The organism is Micromonospora sp. D93 (assembly GCF_018070365.1).
GTDB classification, from domain to species: Bacteria; Actinomycetota; Actinomycetes; order Mycobacteriales; family Micromonosporaceae; genus Micromonospora; species Micromonospora ureilytica.
In genome coordinates this window covers 87,356-106,477 of the sequence record NZ_JAGPXW010000016.1, presented here as the reverse complement: position 1 = coordinate 106,477, position 19,122 = coordinate 87,356, and the positions used below count along the sequence as shown (strand labels likewise).

Genomic DNA, 19,122 nt, shown 5'->3' with positions numbered 1-19,122 from the left:
GGTGACCCGGCCCGGGGTGGACCGTGACGAGCCGGTCGGGCGGCGGGTGGCCCGTTGGCGGGTCCGTCGCCGGATGACCCAGCAGATGCTCGCCGACCGGCTCGGCAAGTCGAAGAGTTGGGTCGACAAGGTCGAGCGCGGCGTTCGCAACCTGGACCGCTACTCCGTCGTCCAGGAGATCGCCGAGGTACTGCGCCTCGACCCGGCGGTGCTGCTCGACCCCTGCCGACCAGCACCGACGGCGGCCACCGCCCTGGACGGCGTCGACGCGGTCCGCGCCGCCCTGGCCCACTACCACCAACGATCTGCCCGCACCGTGCCCGCCGCCGAGGTGGGGCGGCACGTCGCGCACGCCTGGCTCAGTTACCAGCACGCCCACTACCCCCACCTGTTGCGGGCACTGCCCGCCTTGCTCGACGCCGCCCACACCAGCGCGGGCCTGCTGGTGCCCGCGTACCGGATCACCGCCTCGGTGCTCGTCAAGCTCGGCGAGCCCGACCTCGCCTGGCTGGCCGCCGACCGGGCCGTTGCCGCCGCCACCGGTGACCCCATTCGCGCCGGAACCGCCACGATCGCCGTGGCACAGGCGCTGCGCGCCCTGGGCCGCGACCGCCTCGCCCTCACCGCGTCCGTCGCCGCCGTGGGCACGGCCGCCGACGATGGGGTACGCGGAACGTTGCTGCTCCAGGCCGCGATGGCCGCTGCCGGCTGTGGCGACGGCCGCAGCGCCGGCGACCTGATCGACCATGCCGCCGCGTTGGCCGACCGGTGTACGGGCACCGACGACCCGCACCACACCGCGTTCGGCCCCACCGCCGTGCGACTGGCCCGTTTTGTCAGCGCCCTGCGCCTCGGCGACGCCGCCCAGGCCGTGTACCGCCACGAGAAGGTCGTCCGCGGCGACCACTGGCGTCGACTCCCCGCCGAGCACCGGGCCGCCCACCTTCTCGACGCCGCCCGCGCCTACCTCGACGTTGGCGACCTCACCGCCGCCGGACGCGCCCTGGCCGAGGCCGACACTGTCGCGCCCGCCGAGGTCCGCTACCGGCCTGCCGCCCGTACCCTCATCGCCGAGATCGCCCACAGCGGCCGGGCAGCCGCCAGCGTGGCGCGACTCGCCACTCTCGTCGGGCTCACCCGTTGACCGCAACGCCATCGGCCGTCCGGCTGGGGCCGCGCGACGGTTGTACGAGGCGTCATGCCTCGGTGACGTTCTGCCGAATCGGCCGCCCGATCCTGTCCGCCGAACGGGCTGTCGGCAATCCGGCTGGCCGCTTCTTTTGATCCATCCATTCGCATCTAGCAATGACCCTTTGGGCGTCGTATGGTTCCCCGCAGCACCCCGACAAGCGTACGTGATGGGCGGATTCGCCCTCTTTGATGCTGGGCGGTGAACGGTAGTGGTGGCGGAAAATCTTACGGCGACAGCCCCCGAATGGGTGGACGAAGTCCTGTTCGCCGGCCACTCGACCGACGTTTGTCTGCGTCTGCCCGAACCCATCGACCGGGCCACCCTGCACCGGTTGGTCACCGCCGCGCAGGACCGGCTCACCGCCGCCGGACTGCGCCCCGGCGGCGCCGCAGCGCTGCGGTTGCCACCCTCACTGGCGTACGTGGTGAACCTGCTGGCCACCTGGCGCGCCGGGGGGCAGGCGATCCTGCTCGACCACCGGCTCACCGACCACGAGGTGGACCGTGCGCTGGCCCGGTTGACCCCGCAGGTGGTGGTCGCCCCGTTGCGGACCGGTGGCGGCGCGCTGAAGATCTTCGTCGACGTCACCGAGGGAGTCACAGGGTACGCCGACCGTCCGGCGGTCAGCGGCCACGCCGTGATCCAGCTCAGCTCCGGCTCCACCGGCCCGTCGAAGGTGATCGGCCGTACCGCCGCGGACCTGGTCGCCGAGGTGCACCGCTACACCCGGATCGACGGGGTGGCCCTGCCCGGCGAGCGGATCATCCTGCTGCCCTCGATGGTGCACGTGCTCGGCCTCGTCGGCGGCCTGCTCTACGGGCTGCACGCCGGGGTCGAACTGGTTCCGCCGGAGCGGCTCAGCGGCGACGCCGTGCTGGCCGCGATCAGCGCCGACACCACGCCCGCCACCGTGCTCGGTGTGCCGTTCCACATCGGACTGCTCGCCTCCACCCGACCGACCGCTCCACTGCCGCAGCTGCGACGGATGACCACCGGCGGCGAACTGGTGCCGGCCGCCGTCGCCCGGGCGTTCACCGAACGGTACGGGGTGCCCCTGGGCAACATGTACGGGATGACCGAGGTCGGGGTGATCGGCACCGACCTGCACGGGGCGCACCGCCCGTCGATCACCCCGGCGCCCGGCATCGAGGTCCGCGAGTCCGGCGGTGAGCTGTGGGTGTCCTGCCCGGCGTCGCCGTACGTCGGGGTGAGCGATCCGTCCCGCTGGTCCGACGGTTGGCTGCACACCCGCGACGCCGGCACCGTCGATGAGGACACTGGCCTGGTCACGGTGCGCGGTCGACTCGACTCGCAGGTCTCCGTCGGCGGGATGAAGGTTGACCTGACCGAGGTGGAGGCCACCGTCGCCGGGCTGGCCGGGGTGGCCGCCGCGGTGGTGCTCTGGGACGACGGCATCACCGCGTACGTCCAACCCGACGGCCCACTGTCGGAGGACACGCTGGACAAGCTCCTCGCCGAACGGTTGGCCGGCTACAAACGCCCCCGGGCGCTGCACCTGCTCGACCAGCTGCCCCGTACCACCACCGGCAAGCTGGTCCGCTCGATCGACGTGCTGCGCTCGGCGGTCAACCCGTGAGCGGGCCACTGCGCCACCTCGACGTCGACCGGCGCGAGTGCCGGCAGCGGGCGGAACAGCACGGCGGCCGGATCCGGCTGACCGCCGGTGTCCCGGCCGACCCACACGTAGGCGGTGTCCCGACCGGACACCGTCAGCTGAGCCACGCAGAGAGGGTATCCATGAGAGCCGAGGTCCGCGCCTTCGTCGTCGAGCAGCTCGCCGACATGAACTACGACGTCGAAGGGCTCGACGACGACACCACACTCGGCCCCTCCGGCGTCGACCTGGAGTCTCTCGCCCTGGCCGACCTGGCCGTCCGGGTCGAGGACCGTTTCGGCCTGACGTTCGCCGACGACGAGTCGGAGCAGTTGGCCCTGATGACGGTGGGGGAGTTCACCACAATGGTCGCCAGTCGCGTCACCGAGGCGACGAGCGACAGAGCCTGATGGGCGGTCAGCCCGATCTGGGGCGAGCTGACCTGATGACCATGCTCGCCGAACTCGCCGCGAAACCGGCTGCCGAGGTGTCCGACCGGATCGGCTCGATGGAGCTTGCCTGGCTGGTGCACCTCGTCGAACAGCGCTACGAACGCCGGCTCGACCTCGCCGACGACGACCTGGCCCGCGTCCGTACCGTCGATGACGCCCTGGTGGTGCTGCGGGCGTCGCTGACCGCCTCCGCAGATGGTTGAGGCGCGTGTCGCCCAGCTCACCGGCATGCACGCGGTCAGCGCCCTCGGGCGGGGCGTCGACGCGCAGCTCGCCGGTGTGCTGGCCGGTGTGCCGGCGTTCGGGCCGGTGGGCCGATTCGACACCGCGGCCCGCCGGGTCACCGTGGCGGCCACCCTGCCCGAGGTCGGCACGCTCCCCGACGAACTGGCCGCCGCGATCGACGCGGCCTGCCGGGCGGCCGGCCTGAACCGCGCGCAGCGCACGGGGTGCGCCCTGCTGCTCGCCGTGCACGGCGGCCCGACCCCGGGTGCGGGTCCGACCCCGACAGTGCTCGCCGGTCAGCTCGCCACCCGGTGTGGGCTCTCGGGTCACACCCGGGTCTACACCAGCGCCTGCGTGTCGGCGAGCACGGCGGTGGCCGACGCCGCAGCCCAGATCACCCGGGGAGACGTCGAACGGGTGGTGGTCGCGGCCGGCTACCTGGTGGAGCCGGACCAGTTCGCGCTCTTCGACGCCGGTCGCGCCCTCGCGGTCGACGGTGCGGTCCGCCCGTTCAGCGCCGGCCGCCGGGGGTTGCTGCTGGGTGACGGGGTGGCCGCTGTGGTGCTGGAGTCGAGCACCGGCCGACGACGCGGTGTTGATCCGGTGGCCAAGGTGGCCGGTTGGGGACGGTCCGGTGACGCGTTCCATCCCTGCCAGCCGGAGCCCGGTGGCACCGGGCTGGCCCGCGCGGTCGACGGCGCGCTGCGCCGGGCCGGGCTGCCACCGCAGGCCGTCGGCTACGTCAACGCCAACGCCACAGGGACCTCGCAGAGCGACGCCGCCGAGGCGGCCGCACTGCGCCGGGCCCTCGACGGGCACGCCACGAGGGTCCCGGTCAGCTCCACGAAGTCGGTGCACGGGCACGCGCTGGAGGCGTCCGGGCTCCTCGAACTCGTGGTCACCGCGCTCGCGCTGCGCCACGGTGAGTTGCCGGTCAACGCCGGTTGGCTGGGCCCCGACGAGTCCTGCCCCGTGAACGTGGTGACCGACCGTCCCCAGAGGACGACGGCAACCCACGCCCTGACCCTCAACGCCGCCTTCGGTGGCGCCAACACCGCTCTCCTGGTCGGTGTCCGATGACCGCCCCCGAATCCCCGCGATCTTGCACTTTCTGTCCCGACGAATCCGACCAAACACCCAAACCGACGACCGAAACCGCAAGATCGCCGGGGGATAGGGCGGGGGAGAGGGCGCGGGCCTGGTGGCCTGAGGGTGACGGCGCGGTGGCGAGGGTGCCGGGGTTTGTGCACTCGGACTTCGCGCCCGTGGTGGTGACCGTCGCCGAGCGGTGTCTGCGTCGGGGGTACGGGCCGGAGGGAGTGCCCGCCGGGGTGCGGACGGGGATCGTGCTGGTCAGCGCCAGTGGGGACCTCGCCAGCGCCCAGCACGTACGGGCAACCGTCGAGGCCGGCGGGCGGGTCGGCCCGCTGTTCTTCTTCCAGTCCGTGCCCAACAGCGTCGCCGGGCACCTCGCGGCCCGCTGGGACCTGCGCGGCCCGGTGGTCTGTCTCAGCCCGACCGGCGACCCGTACACCGACGGGGTCGCCGAGGCCGACCTGCTGCGCGACGACGGTGACGCCGACGAGGTGTTGCTGATCCTGATCGAACAGGCACCCGACCGGCCGACCGAGGCGGTCGCGGTGCTGCTGGGGGGAGGAGCACGACCATGAGGACACGGGGACTGCGCGGCACACTGGCCGCCGACACCGAGCTGGGTGCGGGCAACGTGCTGGCCCGGGTACTGGCGCACGGCGCCGACCCGGACGGGCCCGGCCTGACCTTCGACACCGCCGTCGACGGGCACCCCGCCGAGACGCCACTGACGCTGGGGCGGCTCGACGAGCGGGTCGCCGCCCGCGCCGCCTGGCTGCACGAGCGCGGGGTACGCCCCCGCGACCCGGTCGCCGTCTGGGCCACCGCCGCCGCCGACATGGTGCTCAGCTTCCTGGCGTTGGCCCGGCTCGGGGCGATCCCGGCGCTGATGAACGGCAAACTCCGCCCGGAGATCGCCGCCGAGTACATCCGCCGCCTGCGGGGCATCGGTGTGCTGGCCGACGACGCGCACACCGCGCTGCTGGCCGGGCACGACCTGGGCGTACCGCTGCTAGGCACCCCCGCGCAGGCCGGCACGGGTGACCCGGCCACGGCCCCGGAGCACTACCGGCACCACCCGGACGACCCGATCGTGATCACCCACACCTCCGGTACGACCGGGGTGCCCAAGGCGGTGCTGCACTCGCACGCCAGCCTCTTCGCGGCCACCCGGCACCTGCTCACCATGCCGCAGGCGCAGGGCACCAGCCGGATCCTCAACGCGCTGCCCGCGCCACACACCGCCACGGTGCTGATGGTCAACCAGGCGCTGGGCAACCGCGCGCAGATGTTCCTGCTGTCCGAGCAGGGCGGCGAGCGGGTGCTGGACGCGATCCAACGCTGGCGTCCCGACGGGGTGTTCGGCTTCTCGGTCACCTGGGTGGAGCTGGCCCGCTTCGACCTGTCCGGGTACGACCTGGACTCGGTGCGGCTGTGGTTCAACACCGGTGACGCCTCTCACGAACCGCACATCCGCCGCCTCGTCGCGGTCGGTTGGCACGACACAGTCACCCGGGACGGGGTGGCGAAGGTGCCCGGGTCGGTCTTCATCGACGGGCTGGGTTCCAGCGAGATGGGGCACTCGATGTTCCACATAACCCATCGCGCCGACACCGACAGGTACGGCCGCTGCATCGGCCGCCCGTACCAGTTCGCCAAGGTCGCGGTCCTCGACGCCGACGGCGAACCCGTGCCGGTCGGCGAGGTGGGCTTCCTGGGCATCGACTCGCCGTCGCTGTTCCGGGGCTACTGGAACGACTCGGTCACCACCTACCGCTTCCGCCAGCGGGGTTGGTACCTCACCGGTGACCTGGTCCGCGCCGACGCCGACGGCCGCTACTACCACCTGGACCGGGCGGTGGACTCGGTCGACGCCGGTGCCGGGCGGCGCTTCTACACCGCGCTGTCCGAGGAACGGATCCTCGCCGCCTGCCCGGACGTCACCGACTGCACTGTGGTGATCGTCGCCGAGGCCGGCGCGGTGGTCACCGACGTGCTGCTGGAGTTGGCCGCGGGCGCCGACGAGGCCGAGGACCGCACCGAGCGGGTCCGCGCCGCCCTCGGCCCGGACGTCGGCGCGACGCTGCGCCGGGTCGTGCCGGTGCGTTCCGCCGACATCCCGGTCACCGTGACCGGCAAGGTCCGCAAGGTGGTCCTGCGCGAGCGCTACCTCACCGAGGCGAACTCATGACCGCCTTCATCACGGGGATGGGTCTGTTCACCCCGGTCGGGCGGGGCGTCGAGGAGACCTTCGACGCGTTGACCACCGGCCGGTCCGGGCTGACCCGCCCACCGGAGGGGCATCCGGCGAGGGAGTCGCTGGACGTCGCCGGCCTGCTGCCCGACATCAACCCGCGGACCGTCATGTCCGGGCCGGAGACCCGGGTGCTGGACCGGGTCGTCGTCCTCGCCCTGCTGGCCGCCGCCGACGCCCTCGCCGACGCCGGCATCGAGGTGGGCCGCGACGTCGACCCCGACCGGATCGGTGTGATCGTCGGCGGGGTCGGGGGGATGGCCACCCTGGAGTCGCAGGTGCTGGCCCGGGCGGCCCGGGGTCGGTCGGCCGTCAGCCCGTACCTGCTCACCGGGATCCTGCCGAACATGCCGGCGGCGCGGATCGCCATCGCGCACGGCATCCGGGGCTACAGCTCGTCGGTCGGCACCGCCTGCGCCTCCGGTGCCCAGGCGATCGCCGACGGGGTGCGGCTCATCGCGACCGGGGAGGTCGACGTGGTGCTGTGCGGGGCCAGCGAGGCGCCGCTCTTCCCGACCTTCGCCGACACCTTCGGCAACGCGCGGGCGTTGGCGCGCGCCGGCACCGACCCGAGCCGGGCGAGCCGGCCGTTCGACACCTCCCGCAGCGGGTTCGTCCTGTCCGAGGGCGCCGCGCTGCTGGTACTCGAAAACGCCGAGCACGCCGCGGCGCGGGGCGTCACCGGGTACGCCGAGGTGGCCGGCTTCGGAGCGACGACCGACGCGTACCACCCGACCGCGCCCCGCCCGGACGGCGCCGGCGCGGCGGCCAGCATCCGCCGGGCGCTGCGCAGCGCCGGTGTGCCGGCGGCGGCTGTCGGTTACGTCAACGCGCACGGCACCGGCACGAAGCTCGGTGACATCGCCGAAACCACCGCCCTGGCCAACGTCTTCGGCGTCGGCGGTGTGCCGGTCAGCTCCACCAAGGCGCTCAGCGGGCACCTGCTGGGCGCGTCCGGGGTGCTGGAGGCGGCGGCCACCGCGATGGCGCTCGGCCGAGGGCTCCTGCCGCCGACGTACCACCTGGACGATCCGGATCCGGACTGCCCGGCGGACCACATCCGTGGCACACCCCGCAAGGCCGACCTGGAGTACGCGGTCACCAACTCGTTCGGGTTCGGCGGCCAGAACGTGAGCCTGCTGCTGGCCCGCGTCGCCGAGGCGAGGGGGTGATCGAGGCTGCACCCCGCGTACAACCACGACGTGCTGGTCCGCCGCACCCACGACGGGCGGCCGGACCACGCGGACCCCGACTACTGCCCGATCATTTGGCGCCACCGCGCCCAGCAGGGAGGTTGACATGTCACGGTACGACTGGGGTAAGACGCACCCGGGCATCGAGCGGTTGGAGCGGGCGGTGACCGACCGGCGCGACGCCGTGGTCAAGCACCCGCTCTACGCCAACCTCGACACCCACGAGGCGCTCGTCACCTTCATGCAGCACCACGTCTTCGCGGTCTGGGACTTCATGTCCCTGCTGAAGTCGCTGCAGCGGCAGCTGACCTGCGTCACCGTTCCGTGGATCCCGACCGGCCCGACCGGTAGCCGCCGCCTCATCAACGACATCGTCATGGTCGAGGAGAGCGACGAGCTGGACGGCGGCTACATCAGCCACTTCGAGCTGTACGTGCAGGGCATGGCCGAGGCCGGCGCGGACACCACGGCGGTGAACGCCCTCATCGACCTGCTGCGCGCCGGCCGACCGGTCACCGAGGCGCTCGCCGAGGCCGGGGTGCCGCAGGCGTCGGCGAGGTTCGCCGCGACCACCTGGCAGATCATCGAGTCCACCCCGGTGCACTGCCAGGCCGCGGCCTTCGCGTTCGGCCGGGAGGACCTGATCCCGGACATGTTCACCCAGGTCGTCTCGGTCAACGAGCGCAGCAACCGGCTGCACACCTTCGTCGACTACCTGGAGCGGCACATCGAGGTCGACGGCGAACAGCACACCCCGATGGCCATGCAGATGCTCGCCGACCTGTGCGGCGACGACGACGCCAAGTGGCAGGAGTGCGCCGACACGGTCAACACCGCCCTCGCCGCCAGGGCCCGGCTCTGGGACGACATCCTGGCCGCCATCAAGGGGCCTGCGTGACCGACGACGACCCGGTCCGGCTCTACCGCACGGTCCGGCTGATCCGCCGGTTCGAGGAACGGGCGGTGGAACTGGTCCACGCCGGGCAGATTGTCGGCGGCATCCACCCGTACCTCGGTCAGGAGGGGATCGCCGCCGGCGTCTGCGCGGCGCTGGGTGCCGACGACGTGCTCGCCGGCACCCACCGTGGCCACGGGCACGTGCTGGCCCGCGGAGCCGACCCGGCCCGGATGCTCGCCGAACTGTGCGGGAGGGTCACCGGCCTCAACGCCGGCCGGGGCGGCTCGATGCACGCCGCCGACCTGAGCATCGGGGTGCTCGGCGCCAACGCGATCGTCGGCGCCTCCGGGGCGATCATCACGGGCGCGGTCTGGGCCCACCGCCGCCGGGGCCGCGACACCGTCGGGGTGAGCTTCTTCGGCGACGGCGCGGTCAACGAGGGGATGCTGCTGGAGGCGTTCAACCTTGCCGCGCTCTGGCGGGTGCCGGTGCTGTTCGTCTGCGAGAACAACGGCTACGCCACCACCATGCCGGTCGCCGGCGCGGTGGCCGGCAGCATCGCCGGCCGGGCCGCCGCGTTCGACCTCCCGGCCGTCCAGGTCGACGGCCAGGACCCCGAGACGGTACGCGTGGCCGCGGCCGCCGCCGTCGACCGGATGCGCGCCGGCGGTGGCCCCGAGCTGATCGAGGCCCGGACCTACCGCTTCGACGCCCACCACACCTTCGAACACGCGGTACGCCTCGACTACCGCCCGCCCGACGAGGTGACCCGTGGTCGGGCCCGGGACCCGGTGCGCATCCAGGGTGAACGCCTCTCCGACACCGACCGCGCCGCCGTGGACGCCGAGGTCGAGGCGACAGTCGACGCGGCGGTGCGGTTCGCCCTGGCCAGCCCCGAACCCGACCCGGCCGACGCGTTGACCTACCTGTACGCCAGCGGCCTGACCGCCCGCACCGGAGGTGGCTGAATGTCCCTGCGCACCGGAGGTGGCTGCATGTCCCTGCACACCGGAGGTGGCTGCATGTCCCTGCACACCGGAGGTGGCTGAGGTGCCCCGACTGTCGTACCGGCGGGCGCTGACCCGGGCCCTCGCCGACGAGTTGGCGCGCGACGAGGCGGTGTTCCTGCTCGGCGAGGACGTCCAGGTCGGGGCGTCGCTGGTGACCACCGGGCTGGCCAAGAGGTTCGGGACCGAACGGGTCCGCGACACCCCCCTGTCGGAGCAGGCGTTCACCAGTTTCGCCACGGGGGCGGCGCTGGCCGGGCTGCGGCCGGTGGTGGAGTTCCAGATTCCGTCGCTGCTGTTTCTGGTCTTCGAGCAGATCGTCAACCACGCGCACAAGTTCCCGCTGATGACCGGCGGTCAGTGCAGTGTTCCCGTCACCTACCTGGTGCCCGGCTCCGGTTCGCGCACCGGGTGGGCCGGGCAGCACTCCGACCACCCGTACAGCCTGTTCGCCCACGTCGGCGTGGTCACCGTCGTGCCGGCCACCCCGGCCGACGCGTACGGGCTGCTGGTTACCGCGATCCGCCACGACGACCCGGTGGTGGTGTTCGCCCCCGCTGGTGCGATGGACCTGCGCGACGACGTCGACGACCTGGCGCCGGTGCCGCTGGGCCGGGGACGGATCCACCGCTTCGGCGACGACGTGACAGTGGTGGCGATCGGGCACCTGGTGCACGACGCGCTCGCGGTCGCCGAGGAGGTGGCCGACCAGGTCTCGGTGGAGGTGTTCGACCCGCGCACCCTGTACCCGTTCGACATCGACGGTCTCACCGAGTCGGTCGCCCGCACCGGACGCCTCGTGGTGCTCGACGACGCCAACCGCTCCTGCGGGATGGCCGCCGAGATCATCGCCAGCGTGGTGGAACGGGTCCGGCTGCTCGCCCCGCCGCGCCGCGTCACCCGACCGGACGGGGCGGTGCTGCCGTTCGCCCCGGCACTGGACCGGGCCGTCCAGCCCGGACGGGACCAGCTCGCCACCGCCATCCACCTGACCATGAAGGACACGTCATGATCGACCCGAACTATCCGTGGCCGGCGGCCGACCGGGCCTGGACCGACCTGCCGGAACCGGCCCGTCGGGCCATGGTGACCAGCGGGGCGGCGGCCTGGGAGCAGGTCTTCCACGGCCGGGCCACCTACAACAAGCAGTGGCGGTTGGCCCGCCCCCCGGTCCTCACCGCCGACGCCTGGCGGGAACTCAACGAGGTCTGCGACCGGCTCGCCCAACTCATCCTCGACACCTGCCGTCGTCGGGCCGGCACCGCCGGCGAGCTGCGCCGGCTGCTCGGCGTACCGACGGGGGAGACCAGGCTGCTGGACGAGGCCGAGCCGCTGACCGAGGCGCTGCTGGCCGCGTACCGGCCGGATGTGATCTTCTCTGCCGGGGTGCCCAAGTTCGTCGAGTACAACATCGACAGCAGCCTCGGCGGCGGGTTCGACGCCGACACCGTCATCCAGCGGTTCGCGCGCCTCTACCGGGAGCAGGGCATCCTCGACGACCTGCCGGTGCGGGCCGCGCCGTCCCTGCTCGATCAGAGGTTCGTGGCGATCCGCGAGGAGCTGCGGCTGCCCGAGGGCGCCCGGGTGGCGCTGCTGATGGACTTCGACGCCGACTACCCGGGCCTCGACGACCCGCAGACCTTCATCCGGATCCTCGACCCCCTCGCCGTCCGGGCCCGGGACTTCGGCATCGACCTGGTCATCGCCCCGGTGTCCACCGCCACAGTGGACGCCGACAACCGCCTCGTCGTCGACGGCGCGCCGGTCGACGCGCTGTTCCGGCTGTTCGTGCCCAACCGGGTCACCCCGACCGCCGGCTTGGACGCGGTGACCCTGGCCCTCGCCGCCGGCACCCTACCGATGTTCGTGTCGGCGGCGGCCTGGCTGCTCGGCAACAAGACCACGTTCGGCTGGCTGTGGGAGGACGTGGACGACCTGCCCGCCAACGACCAGGCGCTGATCCGCCGACACGTGCCGTACACGGTGCCGTTGACCGCCGCGGTGCTCGACCGGGCCATCGCCGAGCAGGCCACGCTCGTGGCGAAACCGGCCGACGGTTCGGCCGGGCACGGTGTGCTGCTCGGCCCGGAGCTGAGCGCGGCGGACTGGGCCGACGGTGTGCGGGCCGCCGTCGACCAGGGCGGCGCCATCCTGCAGGAGTACCTGCCGACCGACCGGGTGCCGATGGACTTCGTCCAGATCGAGACCGGCGACACGGTCACCGCCGACGTCCCGTACTCCTTGGCCCCGTACCTGTTCGGCCGCCAAGCCTCCGGCGGCCTGGCGAGGGTCGGCTACCCAGGCTGCGACGGCATCCTCAACCTGGCCCACGGCGTCCTCCTAACCGGAATCCTCCTAACCGACTGACCCCGGCCCAGTCTCTGACCTTCGTCGATCATGAAGTTATGGCGCTCCGGCACGGCTTGGGGTCGTGGCAATAACTTCATGATCAACGGGGTCGACCGGGGTTGGGGTGGGGGTGGGGGTTGGGGGAGAGGGTGCGGAGGGTTTGGGCTGTTGCTATGGCGTCGCTGCGGGCGCTGCCGTGGCGGCCGTCGGTGCTGTAGAGGGTGGGGTCGGCCGTCAGCGGATGGTCGGTCAGGTGCACGTGGATTGTGCTCAGGCGTTCGGCGAGGTTTGCCGTGTGGGCGGACAGGCGGCGCATGCGTTCGCCCAGGCCGGGCCGGATGTGCTCGGGCACCGCAGGGCTGTGCGAGACGTCGAACATGCCCACGGTGATCACGTCGGCGCCCACGTCGCGCAGTGCGGTGATCATCGCGGTCAGCTCGGCGTCCACCGCCTCCGCGTCGTACGCCCTGTGGAAGGCGTCGTTGCCGCCACAGACGACAAGCGCCAGGTCCGGTGCGAAGGCCAGCGCCGGGGCGAGCTGGGTGGCCCGCACCTGGTGCGCGCGCAGCCCGCGTCGACCCAGATTCCGGTACGCCAGCTCGGGGCGCACTGCGGTCAGCTCGACGGCGAGCCGGTCGACCCACTGCACGTCCGGGTAGCCCGGTGTCGGCTCACACATGCCCTCCACCACGCTGTCGCCGAGTGCCACGAACCGCCGCCACGGGTGCCCGTGCAGCAGCTCGGCGGCCTCCCCGGGGCGCAGACAGTACGGGTCCGTCGATTCGGTGAGCGTCGATGGCATGCGGGCACGCTAGCCGACCGGCGGGCGCCCCGGCCAGGATCAGACGGTCAGCCTGACCTCGGCCAGGTAGACGTGGGTCTGTCCCTCGTGGGAGGAGTAGTAGCTGACCCACAGCAGGTCGTCGTGCCAGACCAGGCCGGGGTAGCTGGTGTCCCCACCGGACGGCAGCGCGACCAGCTCGGACAGCTCGCCCCGGTCCGGGTCGACGACGCAGATCGCGGTGCGGACCTCGCCGTCGTGCAGGCGTACCCCGGCCAGCAGCAGCCCGTCGGGCAGCCGGAGCAGCGTCGGCCCGCCCACCCGGACACCCAGGTCGGTCCAGGTCCAGTCCCGGTACGGCGGAACGGCCCGGCCGAGCTGCGCGCTCGCGGTGCCCCCGTCCCGCCGCAGCAGGCACCGGGCGGTGCCGTCCGGGTCGAAGACCAGACCGGACTCGTTGGGGTACCCGTCCTCGAACAGCGTCGGCACCCAGGGCCGCAGGTCGATCCCGTCCATGCTGCGGTAGAGCCGGGCGAACCTGGGCTCCCGGGTGGCGTAGCCGACGCCGTACATGGCGTCGTCGTGCCAGACCGCCCGCCACACCCAGACGCCCGGCTCGCCCACCGGGGCCGGATCGCCCCAGGTGTGCCCGTCGGCGCAGAGCCAGGTCACCGTCTGGAACGTCTTGGTGGCCTCACCGGTGGCGGCCGCCGCCAGCAGTTGCAGCCGCCCGTCGGGTCGCGTCACGAAGCGCGGGTCGCGCAGGTCGGTGCCGGCCTGCGCGATGACGGCCGCGGAGGTCCAGGACCGGCCGTCGGTCGACGTCAGCACCCGGAGCACGCCGTCGTCGCTGAGGTGGGTCCGGGCCTCCCGGAAGGCGCAGAACCAGCTCCCGGCGTACCGGACGAGGTCGGTGAACGCGCTGTGCGGCGCGCTGTCGCCGATCCGGCGCACGGCGATGACCTCGGCGGCGCGGCGGCGGGTGGGTGACGTTGGCATACGCGGCAGCCTCCAGGTGCGGTGACGACGGCCGACGCTAGCCGTCCCCGGCCGACGCCCACACGGCCAGCAGCCGAACGTCCGACGAACAACGCGGGCTCTGTCGGATTGGCGTCGCGGACGACGCGACGTCGGCGCGCTGGGGTGGGCTGTTGGCACCCACCGACCACGATGGGCGGTGGGCTGAGGGCAGAATCCGTCGGCGAGGGAGGTGACTGCATGCTCGGTTCGTTCCTTCAGTCCCTCGCGTCGAAACTGGTCGAGGAGATCCTCAAGCTTCTGGTCCAGTGGTTGGCGCCGAAGACGCTGCGGGCCGTGCCGCACCGCGCCTCGCCGAACTGCCCACGCTGCGGCGGGTACGGGGTCCGCCGGTGGGCGTCCGGCGGCATGTGGATGTTCCTGCCGTCCCTGCTGGCCTTCGCCTGGGGCTTCGGGTTCACTCTGCTCGGTCTGCCGGTGGTCGTGCTCACGGTGGTCGCCGTGCTGGTGTCCGACGGCGTCGGCGGGGTGCCCACCGCGCTGCTCGCACCACTCGGCCTGGTGGTCCCCGCCGCGCTGATGATCGCGGGCGCGTTCGGCCTGGCCCACTACCACAGCTACCCACCGAAGTGGTGCGCCCGCTGCCACGGCCGGTGGCCACGCCGGGAGCGGGACGAATACCTGCGGGCGCCGGTGCTGACCTGCGGCTGCGGGCAGCGGCTCCGGGTGCCCCGAACGGCCGCGGGGGCGCGACTGCGCTGCCCGCGCTGCCGTACCGAACACGCCACCCCGGCTGCGGCCGGGCACTGACGGGCAAACCGGTTCGCGGCGTCAGGAAGAGGCTGACAGCAGGAGTGGCGGAGGTCGAGTCAAATGGAGGTCGTGGCGACCATCCGCGCTCGACTAGCCGCCGTCCGCGTCGCCTGGCGTACCGGTGCCCCCACCGCAGCCCCCGGCCGCCCGACGCGCGACAGACGGCCTCGGCCGGCTATCGTCGCGCCGCGCGCCCTACGCCCTGGCCGACCGTCGACAACCCGGTTGGAGCTGGCCCCGAGCGCCTCCCTGGAGCTCAGACCGGACCCGTGGCAACGGTTGCTCGGCCTGGGGAGCATCCTGTCGGTGATCGTCCTCGCCGTCGGGCTGTACGTCACAAACGCCGCCAACCGTGCGCAACAGGAGGCCGACCGAGAGCAGCGAAGCCTCACCGCGCAGGGGCAGATCACCGACCGCTTCACCGCGTCGATCGAACAGTTGGGGCAGCCCGGCGCCGACAAGGTGGACGTGCGCCTGGGTGCCATCTACGCCCTGCGACGGATCATGCGTGATTCTGCGGCTGATCGTCCTGCCGTGGTGGAGATCCTGTCGGCGTTCGTCCGCGTCCACTCCGTCGGCGGGGCGGCCGCTCCGACCTCCGCTCGCACCGACGAGGCCACGGGGACGGCCTCCGTCAAGGACACCCGGGTACCGCCCCCGGTGGACATCCACGCCGCTCTGGCCGCACTCGGCGACAGTGACTCGCTCAGCGACCGGCCGGATCTGACCCGCGTCGACCTGTCCCGCACCGACCTGCGCCGGATCGACCTGGCTGGGATGGATCTGGGGCTGGCGAATCTGGAAGGGGCGAACCTCTCCGATGCGGACCTGACCGACGCAGACCTGGCCGGCGCCAACCTGACCGACGTCGAACTGATCGGCACGGAGTTGCGCGGCGCCAACCTCAGCGGGGTGGACCTGCGGGACGTGCAGATGGACCGGGCGCGACTGGACCACGCCACCTTTACCGGGTCGAGCCTGGTCGAGGCGAGCCTGCGTTTTGCCGTGCTGACCGGCGCGGGCCTGTCCGCCGCCGACCTGACCGACGCGGACCTGACCGGCGCGGACCTCACGGGCGCGGACCTGTTCGGCGTCGACCTGCTCGGCGTTGTTCTGACTGAGGCGAACGTCGAGCGGGCGAGGCTGCTCTCGGATTGGAACATCCAGTGCGCTGTCGTGGGCGACCAGACGCGCCTGCCGCCCGGAGTGAACCGGCCGGCAGCCGACGCCCACCGCAACGATCCCGAGTGCCGGGCCCGTCGGGCAGAGTGGGCAGCGGTGCGGTAGGACCTCGCGAGGCAGGCTTGGGCCGGTCACTGTGTGGTGACGGGGGTGGGTCGGGCCGGCGTCTCCGGGCCGGACGCCCTGGTCAGCAGCGGGTACGCGGTGACCAGCAGGCACACGGCCGCCATGGTCAGCAGGGCCGGGGTGAGCCCCAGGGCATCCACCGACCAGCCGCCGAGCAGCGCGCCGACCGGCAACCCGACGAAGGCCACCGAACCGGAGATGCCGATCACCCGGGTCTGCAGCTCCGCCGGCACCCGTTCGTAGAGCGCCGCACCGAGCAGCGGGTTGACCGCCGCGATGCCGATTCCGGACAGGAACGTCACCACGAGCACCACCGGCAGCTCGTCGCTGATCGCCAGCGCCACCAGCCTGGGCGTGCCGGCGACCAGCGCGCCGACCAGGAACGTCAGCCGCCGGGGCAGCCGGGTCCCGAGCGCGGTGAACACCAGGTTGCCCAGCAGTGCGCCCGCCGAGAACGCCGCCAGCACCAGGCCGAGCCCGCTCGGGCCGTGCAGTTCCCGGGCCACCCAGACCGGGATGTAGACGGCCACGCTGGCGTTGGCCACCATGTTCAGCGCCGACACGACGATCAGCATGACGAGCAGCGGTCGATCCCGGCCCAGGTAGCTGAAGCCGCCCCGCAGCGCGCGCAGGTAGCTCTCCGGTTGGGCGGGTCGCGTCGGGGCGGCCGGCGGGCGGACCAGGATGCCGATGAGCAGGGCGCAGACGCCGAAGCTGGCCGCGTCGATGAGGATGGCCTCGGTCACCCCGAACGCGGCGATCAGCAGGCCGCCCACGGCGGCGCCGAACAGGGTCACCACCCGGCTGAGCCCGTCGTACGCGGAGGTCAGCCGGATCAACGGCACCCCGGCGGCCTCCGCGACCGGGCGGAACATCACGTGCTTCACCCGGTCGCCGATGCCTCGCAGCGCCCCGGCCACCGCGACGAGCGCCACCAGCGGGGCGAAGCCCAACCACGGGGTCAGCGCGACGACGACCATCGCCACCGCGCTGCCCGCGTCGCAGAGGATCGAGGTACGGCGCAGGCCGATCCGGTCCGCCCAGGGTGTGCCCAACGCGCTGGACAGCAGGTACGGCAGGGTCTCGGCGAACGCGACGAGGCCCATTTTGGTGGGGCTGCCGGTGGTCACCAGCACCAACCACGGAATGGTCACCACCGAGATGCGGGTGCCCAGGTTGGAGATCAGGTCCGCGCTGACCAGGACGACCAGTTGTCGGCGGGGGGTCACGCCCCGACCGCCGCCGCCCGACGGGCCGCGTACCGCTCGCGCAGTGCCCGTTTGTCCACCTTCATCGACCGGTTCACCGGCAACCGGTCGAGGAACTCCACAGCGGCCGGCGCCCACATCTCGTTGAGGTCGGCGGTCACCAGGTCGATCAGCTCCGCCCCGGTGACCGTCGCGCCCGGCCCGAGCACCACGTACGCGTACGGGACCTCGCCGACCGTCTCGTCCGGTACGCCGATCACGGCGGCGGCCCGTACCTGCGGGTGCCCGACCAGCACGTCCTCGATGGGGCGGCAGAAGATCGCCCAGTTCCGTCGATGCGTCACGATCATGTCGTGTGCCCGGTCGACCAGGTAGAGGTAGCCGTCGTCGTCGAGGTGGCCGATGTCGCAGGTCCGCACCCACCCGTCGACGAGCGTCTGCGCGGTCAGCTCCGGTTGACCGTGGTAGCCGGCGAAGCTCAGTCGGGTGTGCACCCACACCTCGCCGTCGCGGCCCGTCGGCAGCACGGCGCCGTCGTCGTCGCGGATCTCGACGCGGACGTCGCCGTAGGGTCTCCCGCAGGAGCGCAGCCGATCCGGATGCTCCGGATCGTCGGTCAGCCCGGGCAGCGCGGTGATCACGACCGCCTCGCTGAGGCCGTACACGATGCGCAGCACCGGGCCGAACCGCGCGATGGCCTGGCGCAGCCGGGCGGGCGCGGCGGGCCCGGCGCCCACGTTGAACATGAACATGGCGGAGAAGTCCGCCCCGACCAGCGCCGGGTGGTCCAGCACCTCGTAGAGCATCGGCGGGGTGACGAAGGTCGAGTTGATCCGTTCCCGCTGCACGGTGTCCACGAAGGCCACCGGGTCCCAGTCGTCGCGCAGGAACAGCACCCCGCCGGTGAACAGGTTGAACAATGTGGTGATCTGCCCGCTGGCCAGCCACATCGGCGAGTGCGACAGGTGCCGCAACAGGGGGAACCCGGCGGCGCGGAAGTCGGCGGCCAGGGCGAGGATCTGGGCGTAGAAACCCTCCCGGTGGTGCACCAGCTTGGGGCTTCCGGTGGTGCCGCTGGTCTGCAGGAACGACTCGGGCGCCGGCACTGACACCGGCAGGTCCGACACGTCGGCGTCGGTGTCGGCGGTGAGGTCGGGGCCGGCGCCGCCCGCACCCAGACAGCACACCGGCGTGCCGGGCAGCGCGGCAGCCAGCTCCGGGCCCAGACCGGCCCGGTCCCGGGCGTCGTAGACCAGGGCGTCCGGGCGGGCCAACCGGATGAACTCGTCGACCTCCCGGCGCGCGGTCACCGGGGCGACCCACATCGTCCGGCAGCCGAGCAGGTGCAGGGCGAGTTGCAGCAGCGGACCCTCCACCGCGTTCGCGACGGTCACCAGCACCGCCGACCCGGGCCGTACGCCGTGCCGGGTCAACGTCGCGGCCATCGCCCGAACCCGCGCGGCGGCCTCGGTGTAGGTGAGTCGCTGATCGGCGCCGACCAACGCCTCCCGGTCACCGAACTCGGCGAACAGGTCCAACACCCTGTCCACGTAGGTAGTGGTGTGCCCGGGTCCGTCAGTCATCCGGCAGCCCCCATCCGTGAAAGCGGCGGTCCCGGGCAGCTCCCGGTGACGACGCGACGGTGGCGCGCTTGGGCGACCGCACCGCCGCCGCCTGGAAGCCTAGGCCGGAAACGGCTGGTCGGAACCGTGCCGACGGGCGATCCGAGCGGCCCGCCGGACATTTGATCGCGTCGA

The 19,122-nt window shown here is 72.7% G+C and carries 18 protein-coding genes and 1 pseudogene; 15 read left to right on the top strand and 4 right to left on the bottom strand.

Annotated features, from left to right (window positions below; translation table 11 throughout):
- Position 1 precedes the first annotated feature (1 nt).
- The 13 genes and pseudogenes from KBX71_RS19375 (at position 2) to KBX71_RS19315 (ending at position 12,295) form a co-directional block, all read left to right on the top strand.
- A complete protein-coding gene (locus KBX71_RS19375; protein ID WP_307847179.1) occupies positions 2–1,144 on the top strand; it encodes a helix-turn-helix transcriptional regulator in 1,143 nt (380 codons plus the stop codon).
- Between the two features lie 295 nt (positions 1,145–1,439).
- Positions 1,440–2,789, top strand: a complete 1,350-nt coding sequence (locus tag KBX71_RS19370) for a class I adenylate-forming enzyme family protein (protein ID WP_210819402.1) — start codon at positions 1,440–1,442, stop codon at positions 2,787–2,789.
- 161 nt (positions 2,790–2,950) lie between these two features.
- On the top strand, positions 2,951–3,217 hold the full coding sequence (locus KBX71_RS19365) for an acyl carrier protein (protein WP_210819401.1): 267 nt from the start codon (positions 2,951–2,953) through the stop codon (positions 3,215–3,217).
- Positions 3,217–3,462 carry an acyl carrier protein gene (locus KBX71_RS19360; RefSeq protein WP_210819400.1) on the top strand — a complete coding sequence of 82 codons (246 nt, stop codon included), beginning with the start codon at positions 3,217–3,219 and terminating at the stop codon, positions 3,460–3,462. Before KBX71_RS19365 ends, KBX71_RS19360 begins: the two co-directional genes overlap by 1 nt.
- Positions 3,455–4,564 carry a beta-ketoacyl synthase N-terminal-like domain-containing protein gene (locus tag KBX71_RS19355; RefSeq protein WP_210819399.1) on the top strand — a complete coding sequence of 370 codons (1,110 nt, stop codon included), beginning with the start codon at positions 3,455–3,457 and terminating at the stop codon, positions 4,562–4,564. The genes KBX71_RS19360 and KBX71_RS19355 overlap by 8 nt, the downstream gene beginning before the upstream one ends.
- A gap of 143 nt (positions 4,565–4,707) precedes the next feature.
- Positions 4,708–5,154, top strand: coding sequence for a beta-ketoacyl synthase chain length factor (locus KBX71_RS33835; RefSeq protein WP_307847177.1), 447 nt, complete (start codon positions 4,708–4,710; stop codon positions 5,152–5,154).
- Positions 5,151–6,767, top strand: a complete 1,617-nt coding sequence (locus tag KBX71_RS19345; protein WP_210819397.1) for a class I adenylate-forming enzyme family protein — start codon at positions 5,151–5,153, stop codon at positions 6,765–6,767. The genes KBX71_RS33835 and KBX71_RS19345 overlap by 4 nt, the downstream gene beginning before the upstream one ends.
- Complete coding sequence (locus KBX71_RS19340) at positions 6,764–8,002, top strand: beta-ketoacyl synthase (protein WP_210819396.1); 1,239 nt, start codon at positions 6,764–6,766, stop codon at positions 8,000–8,002. Before KBX71_RS19345 ends, KBX71_RS19340 begins: the two co-directional genes overlap by 4 nt.
- A gap of 15 nt (positions 8,003–8,017) precedes the next feature.
- Positions 8,018–8,128: pseudogene (locus KBX71_RS19335) on the top strand (phytanoyl-CoA dioxygenase family protein); the annotation flags it as partial.
- Position 8,129: 1 nt separating this feature from the next.
- A complete protein-coding gene (locus KBX71_RS19330) occupies positions 8,130–8,921 on the top strand; it encodes a DUF3050 domain-containing protein (RefSeq protein ID WP_210819395.1) in 792 nt (263 codons plus the stop codon).
- Complete coding sequence (locus KBX71_RS19325) at positions 8,918–9,889, top strand: thiamine pyrophosphate-dependent dehydrogenase E1 component subunit alpha (protein WP_210819394.1); 972 nt, start codon at positions 8,918–8,920, stop codon at positions 9,887–9,889. The genes KBX71_RS19330 and KBX71_RS19325 overlap by 4 nt, the downstream gene beginning before the upstream one ends.
- 82 nt (positions 9,890–9,971) lie before the next feature.
- The gene (locus KBX71_RS19320; RefSeq protein WP_210819393.1) at positions 9,972–10,940 is read left to right on the top strand and encodes an alpha-ketoacid dehydrogenase subunit beta; all 969 of its coding nucleotides are present in this window, start codon (positions 9,972–9,974) and stop codon (positions 10,938–10,940) included.
- A complete protein-coding gene (locus KBX71_RS19315; RefSeq protein WP_210819392.1) occupies positions 10,937–12,295 on the top strand; it encodes a hypothetical protein in 1,359 nt (452 codons plus the stop codon). Before KBX71_RS19320 ends, KBX71_RS19315 begins: the two co-directional genes overlap by 4 nt.
- An 82-nt stretch (positions 12,296–12,377) precedes the next feature.
- On the opposite strand, the gene KBX71_RS19310 is transcribed toward KBX71_RS19315, so the two are convergent.
- Positions 12,378–13,079 (bottom strand): SGNH/GDSL hydrolase family protein, encoded by a 702-nt coding sequence (locus tag KBX71_RS19310; protein WP_210819391.1) that lies wholly within the window; start codon positions 13,077–13,079, stop codon positions 12,378–12,380.
- 39 nt (positions 13,080–13,118) lie between these two features.
- A complete protein-coding gene (locus tag KBX71_RS19305) occupies positions 13,119–14,057 on the bottom strand; it encodes a sialidase family protein (RefSeq protein WP_210819390.1) in 939 nt (312 codons plus the stop codon).
- 219 nt (positions 14,058–14,276) lie between these two features.
- On the opposite strand from KBX71_RS19305, the gene KBX71_RS19300 reads away from it, so the two are divergent.
- On the top strand, positions 14,277–14,846 hold the full coding sequence (locus KBX71_RS19300; protein WP_210819389.1) for a hypothetical protein: 570 nt from the start codon (positions 14,277–14,279) through the stop codon (positions 14,844–14,846).
- Positions 14,847–15,074: 228 nt separating this feature from the next.
- Complete coding sequence (locus KBX71_RS19295; RefSeq protein ID WP_210819388.1) at positions 15,075–16,136, top strand: pentapeptide repeat-containing protein; 1,062 nt, start codon at positions 15,075–15,077, stop codon at positions 16,134–16,136.
- A gap of 26 nt (positions 16,137–16,162) precedes the next feature.
- On the opposite strand, the gene KBX71_RS19290 is transcribed toward KBX71_RS19295, so the two are convergent.
- On the bottom strand, positions 16,163–17,386 hold the full coding sequence (locus KBX71_RS19290) for an MFS transporter (RefSeq protein ID WP_210819387.1): 1,224 nt from the start codon (positions 17,384–17,386) through the stop codon (positions 16,163–16,165).
- Positions 17,383–18,948 (bottom strand): AMP-binding protein, encoded by a 1,566-nt coding sequence (locus KBX71_RS19285; RefSeq protein WP_210819386.1) that lies wholly within the window; start codon positions 18,946–18,948, stop codon positions 17,383–17,385. The genes KBX71_RS19290 and KBX71_RS19285 overlap by 4 nt, the downstream gene beginning before the upstream one ends.
- Between the last annotated feature and the right edge of the window lie 174 nt (positions 18,949–19,122).